This window comes from Ralstonia sp. Ralssp110, from assembly GCF_047325135.1.
Classification (GTDB): Bacteria; Pseudomonadota; Gammaproteobacteria; order Burkholderiales; family Burkholderiaceae; genus Ralstonia; species Ralstonia mojiangensis.
Genome location: NZ_CP168608.1, coordinates 61556 through 74908 on the forward strand (window position 1 = coordinate 61556; position 13353 = coordinate 74908).

Annotated in this window: 10 protein-coding genes; 3 read left to right on the forward strand and 7 right to left on the reverse strand. The window is 59.4% G+C overall.

Annotated features, from left to right (window positions below):
- Positions 1 to 40 precede the first annotated feature (40 nt).
- Positions 41 to 781 (reverse strand): winged helix-turn-helix domain-containing protein, encoded by a 741-nt coding sequence (locus ACEN9T_RS00280; RefSeq protein WP_413705638.1) that lies wholly within the window; start codon positions 779 to 781, stop codon positions 41 to 43.
- A gap of 450 nt (positions 782 to 1231) precedes the next feature.
- On the opposite strand from ACEN9T_RS00280, the gene ACEN9T_RS00285 reads away from it, so the two are divergent.
- Genes ACEN9T_RS00285 through ACEN9T_RS00295 form a run of 3 tightly spaced genes read left to right on the forward strand, consistent with a single transcriptional unit; the run spans position 1232 to position 3989 of the window.
- Positions 1232 to 1939: a hypothetical protein gene (locus ACEN9T_RS00285; protein WP_413705639.1), complete on the forward strand. Its 708-nt coding sequence runs from the start codon at positions 1232 to 1234 to the stop codon at positions 1937 to 1939.
- Between the two features lie 8 nt (positions 1940 to 1947).
- Positions 1948 to 2886, forward strand: coding sequence for a fatty acid desaturase family protein (locus ACEN9T_RS00290; protein WP_045204880.1), 939 nt, complete (start codon positions 1948 to 1950; stop codon positions 2884 to 2886).
- Entirely contained in the window at positions 2883 to 3989 is a 1107-nt protein-coding gene (locus ACEN9T_RS00295; RefSeq protein WP_156158407.1) for a hypothetical protein, read from the forward strand. The genes ACEN9T_RS00290 and ACEN9T_RS00295 overlap by 4 nt, the downstream gene beginning before the upstream one ends.
- 110 nt (positions 3990 to 4099) lie before the next feature.
- On the opposite strand, the gene ACEN9T_RS00300 is transcribed toward ACEN9T_RS00295, so the two are convergent.
- From ACEN9T_RS00300 to ACEN9T_RS00325, 6 genes are all read right to left on the reverse strand, one after another.
- On the reverse strand, positions 4100 to 4858 hold the full coding sequence (locus tag ACEN9T_RS00300; RefSeq protein ID WP_045204882.1) for a CPBP family intramembrane glutamic endopeptidase: 759 nt from the start codon (positions 4856 to 4858) through the stop codon (positions 4100 to 4102).
- Between the two features lie 217 nt (positions 4859 to 5075).
- Positions 5076 to 6320: a hypothetical protein gene (locus tag ACEN9T_RS00305; RefSeq protein ID WP_045204883.1), complete on the reverse strand. Its 1245-nt coding sequence runs from the start codon at positions 6318 to 6320 to the stop codon at positions 5076 to 5078.
- A gap of 150 nt (positions 6321 to 6470) precedes the next feature.
- Positions 6471 to 7385, reverse strand: a complete 915-nt coding sequence (locus tag ACEN9T_RS00310) for a LysR family transcriptional regulator (protein ID WP_413705640.1) — start codon at positions 7383 to 7385, stop codon at positions 6471 to 6473.
- 84 nt (positions 7386 to 7469) lie between these two features.
- Positions 7470 to 11126, reverse strand: a complete 3657-nt coding sequence (locus ACEN9T_RS00315) for a hydantoinase B/oxoprolinase family protein (protein WP_413705641.1) — start codon at positions 11124 to 11126, stop codon at positions 7470 to 7472.
- Between the two features lie 37 nt (positions 11127 to 11163).
- On the reverse strand, positions 11164 to 12402 hold the full coding sequence (locus tag ACEN9T_RS00320; protein ID WP_413705642.1) for an MFS transporter: 1239 nt from the start codon (positions 12400 to 12402) through the stop codon (positions 11164 to 11166).
- A gap of 49 nt (positions 12403 to 12451) precedes the next feature.
- The gene (locus ACEN9T_RS00325; protein WP_413705535.1) at positions 12452 to 13255 is read right to left on the reverse strand and encodes a putative hydro-lyase; all 804 of its coding nucleotides are present in this window, start codon (positions 13253 to 13255) and stop codon (positions 12452 to 12454) included.
- Positions 13256 to 13353: the final 98 nt, after the last annotated feature.

Below are 13353 nucleotides of genomic sequence, written 5' to 3' on the forward strand. Positions count from 1 at the left end.
CCCACAACGCCCAAGGCTCACGGCGCGACGGCTGGGTCTGTTAGCAGCTCTTAGCGGGCTGTTCCACCTGAATAGCAACGCTGCGTCTCGCCAACCGATAACCCTCGCCCCGCACCGTCTGAATCAGGCCATCACAAGCAGTCCCGGCAAGGGCCACGCGCAGTTTTCGGATATGAACGTCGACCGTGCGCTCGCCGACGTACGCACTCCCGCCCCACACCCGGTCAAGCAACTTAGCGCGCGAATGCAGATGCTGAGGGTGCGTGGCCAAAAAGTGCAGTAGACGGAATTCCAATGGACTGACTGGAATTGGGCGCTGGCCAGACGGCGTCTCAGCAGTCACCCTCAGCGTGAGGGGGTCCAGTCTTAAGTCATTCAACCGAACACTGTTATCGACATGCTGTGTCGGACATCGACGCAGTATCGAACGAATACGCGCATGAAGCTCGGCAGGATCACATGGGTCGACGACATAGTCGTCGGCCCCAGCATTCAATGCTGAGATCTTGGCCGGGATACTACTGTGACGAGAGACTACGATAACGGGCAATCGCCGCAGGTGTGCATCAGAGCGCAGTGCCAGTAATTGGTCAATCGCTTGCTGTGACTGCGGCCAATCCCACTCCATCAGCATCATGTGTAGGCATGACTTGTACACCATGGCCTGAACCTGCTCAACCCCATCTGCGTACAGAACGCGATGTCCAGCGTCTCTCAGTACGAAGGACAGCCGGTCGCGCTGCGCCTGATCTTGAACCATCAATAAGATCTCATTGCCCATGGATACTGCTACTTTCTATCGCTCCGTCCCAGATCTACTGGCGTACCAGCCCCCGTTTTGCTTGCAGTGCACACCTCTTCGGTACGAGCGCGTCAAGACGCACGTTTTTTTTCAAGGGGCAGATCGTAGCGCCCTCAATAGAGTTCTTGTGCCTAGCAAACGGCAGTTGAGAGACTAAAGCAGCATCGTTTCTTTTGCCACCGAATTATTTCGATCGATCAACATCGACTTTATCGATGGCGGAGACTTACGTTATCGATTTATCTATTCTTTATTCAATCTTATAGGAACGTATCACGGCGTATGTTTTAACAATTGATAATCAGGCATTTCATCTGCCTGACATCCGGTTTTGGCGAAATGCGGCTGAAATTCCATTGCATATACGCAATCAGCCAATCACTCTCGCGCCCAACCGCCCTCACCATGAACCACGCCCTGAGCCCCCTCATGCACACCAAGATGCATGAGGCCTCTCGCCGATGCATCTACGCTCGACTCCTCACACGACATGACCTGCCTGCGTTGCTCAAGCTGGAGCACGACAAGTGGGACACCGATCAGGCGGCCTCGCAGATCGAATTGGAAGAGCGCATCGCAGCCTGCCCTGACCTTGCGCTGGGTGCCTTCTGTGCCCAGACGGGACAATTGCTTGCGTCTCTTTTCCTGAAGCCAGTAGCGCATGACTTCCATCGTCACGTCCGAACTTGGCGAGACTGTACGTTGCTACCCGCCCCTCAGGAGACAACAACACTTTTCGGTATCAGCCTGACCAGCCGCCGCGGCGACGGCGTTGACGCGCTGCTGGCATTCTTCTGGCCTTATGCGCTTAAGTGCGGCTGGCGCCATGTCTATCTTGGGTCTCCCATTCCCGGATTGGGCCAATGGCGGCAACAACATCCGCAGGGTCCAATCGAAGCGTACGTGGGCGCGCGACGCTCCGGCATGCCGCTCGATCCGCAATTGCGCTACTACCGTGGGCGAGGCTTCACGAAGATCGTCGACGTCAAGCCCAACTACTTCCCCCACAAACGCTCGCTCGACTATGGTGTGCTCTTGCGCGGCACCATTCCGCTCTCAAGCCTGTGCCCGCTTTGGCGGGTGATGCCGTTGCAGACGATCAAACGCGTCACGCGCCATCTGGCGTGCCTGCTGTAGGAGGAGCCATGTCGTCAACAGTGACGCACCATGGGCATCGGCAACCAAGCTGGCATGACGATCTGCCCAGTCTTCTCTTCCTCGCGACCGTGCTGCTCAATACGGCGTTAATCGCGGTAACGTCGTCTCCTTGGCTGCACGTATTGCTGGCGCTTTCCCAAGCGCTATTTCTGGCGGGTTGCCAAGAGGCAAAGCATATGGCCGTACATCGCACGTTCCTATCGCACCATGGCGCGAATGACGCGATCGGCATCGTTTGCGCTGCATTGTTCGGCGTGAACTTCATCGCGTATCGCTACTTTCATCTCCGCCATCATCACGCTACCTGCACCAATGCAGACCCCGAGGGCCGGCTTTATGTGCTGAGCTGGAAGACACGCTGGATCTGGTTGCTTGCACCGCTTGAGGTGCCTTGGGTTGCCTATCATCAGAATCGGGTTGGCTGGACGATGGTGCCGCCGTCACGATATTGGCAGCGAACCATGGCGCTTGCCTGGATGGTCATATTCATCGTTGCCATCGGCTTCGGTGCCTGGCAGTCGGCTGCGGTCAGACAGCTGCTCCTGTGGGCCTATGTTGTGCCTGTGACCGTGCTGTCATGGTTCGACTTCGTGCTGACGCAGGCCGAACACTATGGTGTTCCGGTCACAGCCACCGCCCCTCGACGCGATCCAGGCGCGATCACGCAAGACATCTTGCTTCCGCCTGCCCTGGGATGGATGACCTTACACCGTTCGCTGCATCGGGTGCATCACTGCTACCCGGCCGCGCGTTGGCATCACACGCCTAGGCTTCTGCACAGCGATCCAACAGCTGCTCCCATGACGTATCTGGCATTCGTTCGCCGCTGGATGGCGGAAGGGCCCCGGCTCTGGTGTCCCTCGGAGACGATGCCGATAGCGACCAACGTGGACACTCCGATGGTGGAAGGTGGGCAGTCGTCGTGAGTTGCTACACGTTCTCACTTGCGCATGCGAAAGATGACGCGCAGTTGCGCGAGCGCATGGCCTCAGATTGGATTGAAGGTGCGACCGCCATTAGCCTGCGCCGTGAGCCTTCCTATTTTTCGGCCAGTCGTCTGCAAGGTGACAAGGTGCAAGTCATCATGGGCCGCGATACCGTGACAAGGCGCGTGGTGGCCGCAGCCGCCCGTAGCATCACGACTGTTGTTCTGAACGGCAGTCCCCAGCGCGCGGCACTTCTTTCTGACATCCGCGTCGATCGCGCCCATCGCGGGCGAGGGCTGGCCACACAGCTGTTCTGTGCACTACGAACACTCGATGCTACCGACCCGTTGCCAACCTACGCGCTCGTCTACGATGACAACGAGCCGGCGCTTCGAAGTCTCACCGCCACGCGTGCCGGCATGCCTCAATGGAAACAGTTTGGCGAGCTGACCGTGTTGGCACTGCGCTTAGGACAACGACGGCCCGAACTGGAACTTGACGGCGTTGAACTACGGCGTGCCGATGCCAATGCGTTGCCCGCGGTCGTTCACTTTCTCAACGCTCACCGGACGCGTAACTGGGCGCCCGTTCTCGACATTGCCGACTTCCAACCGGGAGGTCGTTGCGATACCTTGAAAGCCCGCGATTTCTTCTTGGCAGTGAGAGGCGGACAACTGTGTGCCGTTATGGCTGCCTGGGACCAGTCCTCACTACGGCAGGCGCACGTGGAACGCTACGCGCGCCCATTGGCATGGATGCGTCCTGCCTACAACGCTTACGCATGGCTGCGCGGTCGGCCCCCTCTTCCTGCTCATGGACAGGCGCTCCCTTATCTCTACCTTGCCTTCATTGCTGTCGAGCACAACGATCCCTCTATCTGTGCTGCGCTACTGCGTTACACCCGAAATAGGCTGGCCGATGGTCCGTGGCTCTACGCATTGGCCGCGTTGAACAACGATGATCCGCTGCTGTCGGTATTCAGCGCCTACCCTGCCACCCATTCGGCAGTAAGGCTCTATGAAGTGGATTTCGAGACGGGAGCCGACACTACGGATGCTCCTTCTCCCCACTCGCGCTCGTGCGTGGAGTTTGCCTTGACATGAGCGCAGTCAGCACATCGAAGCCTAAGAGGCGGTACGCGAAACCTGGCATCGAATGCTGACCCTTGGTCGATTTGTCGATCCGCTTTGTTCGCGATATCAAAGGAGGTCTCTTAGGCAACAGGGCCGCTACTTTGTGCTGTGTCATGGCGTTGCACTGCGTCAGTCATCGCCCCTAGGAATGACAGAAAGATGACAACATCCTGAACACAATGCGCGCACCACGCCCAAAACAATCCATGGGTCTGCATCGTTACCATCGCAAGACACCAACCCACCACTGCGGAGCCGCTGACAACGGCAAAACCGGAGGCTTGCCCACGGACATGCGCCAGTGCGAAAAGAACCGCCGATAAGAGCGCGACTTGCGATGGCTCCCACAGCTCCCGCGCTACTGCAATGATCGCCCCCCGATAAATGAGTTCTTCTGACAGCGCATTGACCGCCGATATCGCGATCACCCAAAAACCAAACTTGCCGAAAAAAGCCGGCCAATTTTGAATGTTGCGCAGAGAACCGAACACGAGTGCCAACGTGGCCAGGCCGAAACCAAGTGTCAGCAAGCAGCCGCCCTGCACCCAAGAGACACCATCTACGTGAGGGAGGCCAAAAGCTTCCATTTGGACTGGCGACGCGAGTGCTCCAATACTGAACATTCGCGCGCGCTCCGGGGGAGATAGCTGGTGAGCAAGTACGACGACAATCGCCGCCAGCGCACCGAATGCGATTTGGTAACGCACCTGCCTTCGAATGAACCCCTGGGGGGATTCCCCGGCGGCACCTTCTGTAAGCCGCGCAGGATAGCGCCAAAGTGCCCACGCCGCTGAGGTGACGAGGCAGACAGCAGCAATGATCAGGACAAGAGACAGCATATTGATGGGGATCGTCGCTCACTGACAGCAGTGAGTGAAATCGATGGCTGGCCCGGCCAATAGCGGGAGCTGTGCATCAGACCGTCGGGATGAGGAAGCTCTGCTAGGGCTAGGCGAGAGTCGCTCTGGGTATCGATCGGGAGTGAAGTAGCGTTCGACTCCAATGCTGACGTCTCTCAATAGCCTGGGGCTGTGTCACACGCAGAGATCGCTTGCATCAGCACTTCGGTGTGCATGCCACGAACCTGGCAAGCATGGGGTCGAGCAATGGCGCCTGAACACGCATCGTCCGGTGCCTGACGACCTCATCTGCATCGCTGGCCAGTCGCGCCACCACATCCGGCGGCAGGTTCGGGATAACGGCGACGGCGCGGCGGACGACGGTACAGGGATCACCTGCCATCCGTATCACCCATTCGGCCAGACCACGGCCGTGCGCATGCACCACGGCCGCCCGGACGTCAGCCGCGGCGTCCACGGCGAAACCTGTCAACAGGTCGGAGGGACAGCGCGCGTGGCTGGCCACCGCTACCCTCACAACGTGCGCTGGATCATTAGCCAACTGCCGCAATAGCACTTCCGACACGTCTGGAGCGGTCGCTAGCGCCCAGCGCACGCGAGCATCGGAGTGGTCCGCTAGCAAAACCTGCAGCTCAGGCTCGAGCTTGGGGCGCATGGCCACGTCCCAGCCGTGGCTGGCAACCAGATCGACCAGGCGCGCGAGCACGGTATCTGGGTGCAGCGCTTCGCGCCAGACGGTGGCAGGAGCGGGCGCCGGTGTGGAAAAGGCCGAGCGCCGCTGGGCGTCAGCGGCCTTCACGTGAGCGATGACTTCGGCTGAGCTCGGGGTCTCGAAGTCATCGTATTCGTCCTGTTCTTCGTCTTCGCAGCCCTCGGCGCTCGCGGCTTCGACCTTGCACCCGTCCTCTTCGCATTCGAGCAGACCGAGCATTCGGTAGGGCCTAAGGCTGCTCTTCGCATCGAAGTCCAGAGTGGAGTAGTAGCCTTCGAGATCGGAACGATTCAGATCGAACAGGCACGACTTGTCGGCGCCGATGAAGGCCCGTGCGGCAACCTGCCCGCCGCACTCAAAGACCCAGTCGTTGTGATATTGCAGGTTCAGACCTTGCACCAACAGGTCGCGAGCAACATACAGCGTGTACCACGAGAAAACATGGCGGCAGCGCATGGAGCCAAATACGGCCAGCAACCCGCCTCCAAGGTAGTCGTCATACCAGCCGTCGACGATCACATCGCCAGTCACAATCAGGTTGATGTCGTTCACGACGTTGGAGGGCAAACGCAAGTCGCCTTCGTGGATCCACCAGGTCCAGTCCCGCAGATAGACGTCGACGGTACTTGCCCCGCCCGGTGCCACGCGGTGGCACGCTTTGATCAGGTCGCGGCATTCCTCCTTGGATGCGCGGCGGAAACGATATTGCAAGCTAGAAAGATTGATCATGGGACATTCGATGTCATCGCAATACCGTTGGCCATACGCCGTAGCAATTGGAATCCCTTCCCCGACGCGTCCGAGTCCTCCTTTGCGCCACGTCGTCAACACGGTACGGACCAGCGCTTGATGCCCCGGTGTTGTGGGCGGGTCGAATCATCATGGACCGTCAGACTGCACCGTCTCTGCCGATCCATTGGGTAGGTTCAGAAAGACAAAAAGGGATTCGAACAGTGCATCTAGATGTCCAGACGCCGGATCTTCCCGGTAAGTGGCGGAAAGAGGAAGAGGAGCCAGGGTTGCTGCGCTGCGCAGGCGTGTCAGTCGACTTCGCCCTTTTGCACGTGAGATGACGCTTTCCGGTAGCGTGGCGATACCGAAGCCGTCTTCTGCCAGTTGCACCAATGCGGAGATTGAAGAGATGGTGTGAATGCGAGGTGGCTCGACCCCATGCTGGCGAAACAGTTGCAGAAGCTCCTGGTGTGGTTGTGAGCCACGTTGAAACGTCAGGAGGTCGGAGCCCGCAATGTCGCTCAGCTCATAGGCGTGCGTGTCTGAAAAAGAATCGTCCCCAACGAAACACATTTGCATGGGTGGCAGCGCGAATGTTCTGAGTTCCTTTTCGGGCACCGCCCCCGCTGCAAAGATGATATCGAGAGCGCCTTTCTTGACGGATTCCATCAAAACCGGCGACGTTTCGATGGTGAGCTGCAACTCAAGGTTAATGTTCCCCTGGCGCACGTGCCTGAGCCAGGAAGAAAGCCAGCTATGGGCGACCGACTCGACAGCGCCCAACCGCAGCACGGTCGGCGTGTCATCGACGCCCCCCATAGCCAGCTTGATCTCGCGGTGCATTCCCAGCAGCTTTACAGACATCGTCAAGAACCGCTGGCCAGCGCTAGTCAGCCGGAACTGCTTGGACCGCCGATCGAGCAGCTTGACGCCAAGCTCGTCTTCCAAGGTGTTGATGCGGTTCGAGAGAGAGGACTGCGTGACATGCAGCTTTTCTGCAGCACGGGTAATGCTCCTGAGGGAGCATGCCCAATAGAAGGCCTCGACGAACTTTAGATTCATATCACCCGACGTGGTAAACCGCTTTTCCCAGGGCTTCGGAGCGCTCTCGGCCGTTCTATCGTCCAGTCGAGAGCGGCCCCGCGATCAGACGTGGTCGCTGCCGTATCCACCACCGCCCGGCGTCTCCACAATGAAGACGTCATCAGCCTCCATCGCCACGGATGCACAGGAGTCGAGATCCTCCGTGACCCCGCTGGCGCGCACCACCCTGTTTCGACCGACGCATCCGGGTGCTCCACCCTGAGCGCCGAAGGCCCCGTGGCTACGCCCGTTGCTCAGGATGGCTGCGATCATCGGCTCCAAGAATCGGATTCGGCGATGGCCGCCATTGCCGCCTTTCCAGCGGCCTGCACCGCCGGAACCGTGGCGGATCTCATAGGCGTCAAGGCGAACGGGATAGCGCAACTCGAGCACTTCGGGGTCGGTCAGGCGCGAATTGGTCATATGTGTCTGGACGACACTCGTGCCGTTAAATCCGTGGCCGGCCCCCGATCCACCGGAGATGGTCTCGTAGTACTGGTAGCGCTCGTTGCCGAAGGTGAAATTGTTCATCGTGCATTGGGCGCCAGCCATCACACCGAGGGCACCGTAGAGTGCGTTGGTAATACAGCTGGAGGTTTCCACATTGCCGGCCACAACGGCGGCAGGTGCGCGCGGATTGAGCATGCAGCCTTCCGGAACAATCACCTCGATAGGCTTCAGACAGCCCGCGTTGAGCGGAATCGCGTCATCCACCAGCGTACGGAACACATACAGCACCGCCGCCATGGTGATGGATTTCGGTGCGTTGAAGTTGTTGGGCAATTGCCCGCTTGTTCCCGTAAAGTCGAGTACCGCGCTACGGCGCTGCGCATCTACCTTGACCGACACGCAAATTTGCGCGCCGTTATCCAGCGGGAGCGTGAACTGGCCATCCTTGAGCGCCGTAATAACGCGCCGCACCGACTCTTCAGCATTGTCCTGCACGTGCTGCATGTAGGCGCTAACCGTGTCTCGCCCATAGTGGGCAACCATTGCGCGCAGCTCTTGCACACCCTTCTCATTGGCTGCAATCTGCGCTCGCAAATCCGCCATGTTTTGCGAGGGATTGCGTGACGGATACGTTCCGCTGCTGAGCAGCGCCACCATTTCAGCTTCGCGCAGTCGGCCTTGCTCAACCAACTTGAAGTTATCGATCAGCACGCCCTCTTCCTCAATCGACGTTGAGAATGGAGGGACCGAGCCTGGAGTCACCCCGCCGATATCGGCATGGTGACCACGCGATGCAACATAGAAGCGTGGGCGGGTGTCCTCCTCAAGGAACACGGGCGTGACCACCGTGATATCGGGAAGGTGCGTGCCACCGTGGTATGGGTCGTTTAGCACGAACACATCGCCAGCGTGCATATCGGGGTTACGCGTCATCACCGTCTTGATGGACTCGCTCATCGAACCCAAATGCACAGGAATGTGCGGTGCGTTGGCGATCAGGTTGCCCTGCGCATCAAACAGCGCACAGCTAAAGTCCAAGCGCTCCTTGATGTTCACCGAGTAGGCTGTATTCTGCAAACGCAGCCCCATCTGCTCGGCGATGTTCATGAACAGGTTGTTGAAGACCTCCAGCATCACCGGGTCGACATGCGTACCCGCTGCGTGCCCGCTGACGCGCGCGCGCACCCGCCGTAGTTCGAGACAACCTGAACCGCTCAGTTCGGCCCGCCAGCCCGGCTCGACAACCGTGGTGGCGTTGCGCTCGGCAATGACGGCCGGGCCGTCGACTGTTGCCCCGGGGGCCATCTCCTCCCGGATGTACAGGCCCGCATTGCGCCAGCCGGCAGGCTCGATGTCCGGCATACAGTACATCTTCACCTGCGAGCGCGGCGTTGCAGCATGCGAAGTCACTGTGCCGGCCGACGCCTGGGATACGGGCTCGCCAGGCAGCATGCATTCCACATTCACCGCCTCGATCACCAGTTCCCGGTCTGGCATCAGGAAAGCAAAGCGTTGACGGTACGCCGTCTCGAATTGATCGCGCAGCGCGGCAATGGCAAATTGCGCCGGGCTTTGCGGGTCGTAGGAGCATGTGAGTGCCGTGTCGGTGCCGTTATAGCGCACCTGCAGTTGATAGCGGCTACGAATGAGGTCCGGCGCAACACCTTGGGCTTCCAACTCGCAACGTGCTTCTGCTTCAAGCTTGCGTGCCTGCTCGAGGGCGGCGGCAAGCCCTTCTGCATCCAGCGCACGCTCAACAGAAATCTCGCGGAGGGCAATCTGGTCAGCCAAGCCCATCCCATAGGCCGACAGCACCCCGGCAAACGGATGTGCCAGGACATGCGTCATACCCAACGCGTCGGCCACCAAGCAGGCGTGCTGTCCGCCTGCGCCGCCGAAGCACTGCAACGTGTAGGTGCTGACGTCATAGCCGCGCGCCACCGAGATGCGCTTGACCGCATTTGCCATGCTGCCGACGGCGATCTGCAACGCACCGGCTGCCACTTCTTCGGCACACGTCGCGCGCCCCGATGCTGTGGTCATCTCACGCGCCATGGCTTCAAAGCGCTGGACCACGACGCCGCGGTCCAGGGCCTCGTCCGCGGCCGGCCCGAACACCTTGGGGAACCAATCAGGCTGGATACGCCCCAGCATCACGTTCGCATCGGTAGTGGCCAGCGGCCCACCACGACGGTAGCTTGCCGGGCCGGGGTTCGCTCCGGCAGACTCTGGCCCGACACGCAGCCGTGCCCCATCGAATTGAATGACGGAGCCACCACCGGCTGCGACCGTGTGGATGCTCATCATCGGCGCACGCATACGAACGCCAGCCACTTCAGTATCGAACGTACGCTCAAACTCACCAGCATAGTGACTAACGTCCGTGGACGTACCGCCCATGTCGAAGCCGATCACTTTCGGATGGCCCTCAGCCTGCGCGGTACGAACCATACCGACGATGCCGCCGGCCGGCCCCGATAGGATGGCGTCCTTCCCTTGAAAGCGTTGAGCTTCGGTCAATCCGCCCGAGCTTTGCATGAAGAACAGGCGAACGCCCGGCATCTGCTGCGCAACCTGTTCGACATAGCGGCGCAGGATCGGGGACAGGTAAGCATCGACCACGGTCGTATCGCCACGCGGGACGAACTTAACGAGCGGGCTGACTTTGTGGGAGACGGAAATCTGTGTAAAGCCGATCTCACGGGCAATAGCCTCGGCTTGCAACTCGTGCTCGTGATAGCGATAGCCGTGCAGGAACACGATGGCACAGGCGCGCAAGCCACGCTCAAAGGCAGCCTTCAACTGCGCTGTTAGCGCCTCGATGTTCAGCGCCTGCACGGTTGAACCGTACGCGCTCATGCGCTCGTCGGCTTCAATCACCTCTTCGTACAACAGCTCCGGCAAAACGATGTTGCGGTCAAACAGTTGCGGGCGTGCTTGCGTCGCGATGCGAAGCGCGTCGCGGAACCCACGGGTGGTCACAAGCAGCGTGCGATCCCCCTTGCGTTCGAGCAACGCGTTGGTTGCCACCGTTGTCCCCATCTTCACGCACTCCACGCGCTCGGGCGTAATCATCTCGCCCGCCGGCAGCGCGAGCAACCGTCGAATCCCTTCCACAGCCGCGTCGCGATACTGCTCGGGGTTTTCCGACAGCATCTTGAGCGTATGGAAGCCACCCTCAGGATCACGCCCCACAAGGTCGGTAAACGTGCCGCCCCGGTCGATCCAAAACTGCCAGCGTTTCGATGGGTGATTGGAGTACAGGCTCATATCGATTTCATCCTTCAACAGCAAAGTTATGCAACGCTCAGGCAATCGCGTGTCCCAATTCCTTGCCCCGTGTTTCGGGCAGTGCGAACACGGTCAGGATCACCGCCAGATAGCAGCCTGCGGATACGACGCCAATGCTCGCGCCGAGTCCATATGTACCGCTGGTCAAGCCGATGATGGCCGGACAGATTGAGCCGACGGCACGGCCAAAGTTGTAGCAGAAGCCCTGCCCTGAGCCACGCACGCTATTTGGGTACAGCTCGGCCAGAAATGCGCCCATGCCCGAGAAAATGCCGGACAGGAAGAAGCCCAGAGGGAAGCCGAGGAAGAACATCGCTCGATCCGTGATTTGGAACTTGGTGTACGCCAGCACCAGGACAATCCCGGCTGCAGCAAACACCGCGAAGCACTTGCGGCGGCCGATGGTGTCGGACAACCATGCGCTGCAGAGGTAGCCGATGAAAGACCCGGTGATCAGGATCAACAAGTAGGAACTGGTGCCCAGCACCGAGAGATGACGCTCGGTCTTCAGGAACGTCGGCAGCCAAGTCGTAACGGAGTAGTAGGCCCCCTGCATACCACTGGCCAAGAGGCTCGCCAGAATCGTCGTGCCCAGCAGGTCCTTGGAGAAGATCTGCATGAAGTTCGAGGATTCCTCGTGCTGCATGCGACGTTGCTTTTCCTGCACGAACACGGGCGACTCCGCCACGTTCCGACGCACATACACGATCAGAAGTGCTGGCAGGATGCCCACCCAGAAGAGCACCTTCCACGCCAGTTCCTGAGGCAGATACGCGTAGGCCATCCAAAATGCAATTGCCGACAGCGCCCAACCAACCGCCCAACTGCTCTGCACGAGACCTGCAGCTTTTCCGCGGTGCTTGGCGGCGATCGTCTCCGAGATCAGCACGCTGCCCACCGCCCACTCTCCGCCCATACCAAGCCCCTGAAGCGTGCGGGTCGCCAGAAGCTGATGAAAATTCTGGGTGAACCCACTCAGGCAGGTGAAGATTGCGAACCAGAACACCGTCCACTGCAAGACGCGGACACGACCATATTTATCGGCCAGGACGCCCGCCGCCCATCCACCGATCGCAGAACTGATCAGCGACGCAGTGGCGATATATCCCGCCTCAGCCTTCGTCATTCCCCAAAGTACGAACAACGTCGGAATGAGGAAGGTGTACACCATGTAATCAAATGCATCGACCGCGTACCCTAGAAAGCCTGCGGTCAACGTCCTACGTTCGGATTGCCCGATTTCCCCGATCCACATTTTCATTTCCTCCACACAGTAGGCACCCTGTCGAATGCCTGATTTATCTTTATTGTTCGACGATGTCTTTGTTCAACATGTCGGTAACCAGCATGCATCCCGGTGAATGGGTGATGCAGAAATCCAGCTTCGCCTGGAGAAGCGCGACTTGCGGCGTGACGCCACACCCCCAGAAAACGGGAATCTCATCTGCGTGGATGTCAACCGCATCGCCATAGTCGGGCGCTGCAAGATCTTGGATGCCAATGCTGTGCGCATGGGCAAGGTGAATCGGTGCCCCATGAACCATGGGCGTGCGGCTTGTGATCTGGACTGCTCGAATAGCGTCAGCTGGCCGCATTGGCCGCATGGTGACCACCATGTTTCCGCCAAATGGGCCGAATGGCGTGGTCTCGATGTTGGTGCGAAACATCGAGACATTCTTCTTCTGCTCCACGTGGCGCAGCTTGATCCCCTCTGCAAGCAGCGCGTGTTCAAACGAGAACGAGCATCCCAGCAGAAAGGTGACCAAGTCCAAGCGCCAGTACGCCGTGATGTCTGGCACCTCGTCGACCATCTCTCCGGATCGCCAGACCCGATAGCTCGGGATATCGGTCCGGATATCGAGATCGGCCCCACACGACGGCAAGGCTGGATTGCCCGCATCCGAAACTGCCAATACCGGACATGGAACCGGGTTGCGCCAGCAATACGCAAGGAAGTCGCTAGCGTGTGCCTTTGGGACGATGACGCAGTTCGTTTGAACGTACTCAGACGCCAAACCGCTTGTGTGGCCGCGCAATCTTCCACTGCGGGCCGCGAGACGCACGTCCAATCCGCTGGACCGCTCGTTCAAGTCATTCAATGAGGTCATAGATCAGTAGTCGGTCGACCGTCGCAATAGAGAAACTTCACTCAGGCCGCCGCACGGGGCGACCCGGTTCGGCACGTATTGTTTGAATGTTTGATGAA

Bases quoted from the DNA above. Each gene is read 5' to 3' on its own strand.
- ACEN9T_RS00300 (WP_045204882.1), bottom strand. From the start codon at position 4,858: ATGCTGTCTCTTGTCCTGATCATTGCTGCTGTCTGCCTCGTCACCTCA.
- ACEN9T_RS00290 (WP_045204880.1), top strand. From the start codon at position 1,948: ATGTCGTCAACAGTGACGCACCATGGGCATCGGCAACCAAGCTGGCAT.
- ACEN9T_RS00305 (WP_045204883.1), bottom strand. From the start codon at position 6,320: ATGATCAATCTTTCTAGCTTGCAATATCGTTTCCGCCGCGCATCCAAG.
- ACEN9T_RS00315 (WP_413705641.1), bottom strand. From the start codon at position 11,126: ATGAGCCTGTACTCCAATCACCCATCGAAACGCTGGCAGTTTTGGATC.
- ACEN9T_RS00325 (WP_413705535.1), bottom strand. From the start codon at position 13,255: ATGACCTCATTGAATGACTTGAACGAGCGGTCCAGCGGATTGGACGTG.
- ACEN9T_RS00310 (WP_413705640.1), bottom strand. From the start codon at position 7,385: ATGAATCTAAAGTTCGTCGAGGCCTTCTATTGGGCATGCTCCCTCAGG.
- ACEN9T_RS00285 (WP_413705639.1), top strand. From the start codon at position 1,232: ATGCACACCAAGATGCATGAGGCCTCTCGCCGATGCATCTACGCTCGA.
- ACEN9T_RS00280 (WP_413705638.1), bottom strand. From the start codon at position 781: ATGGGCAATGAGATCTTATTGATGGTTCAAGATCAGGCGCAGCGCGAC.
- ACEN9T_RS00320 (WP_413705642.1), bottom strand. From the start codon at position 12,402: ATGTGGATCGGGGAAATCGGGCAATCCGAACGTAGGACGTTGACCGCA.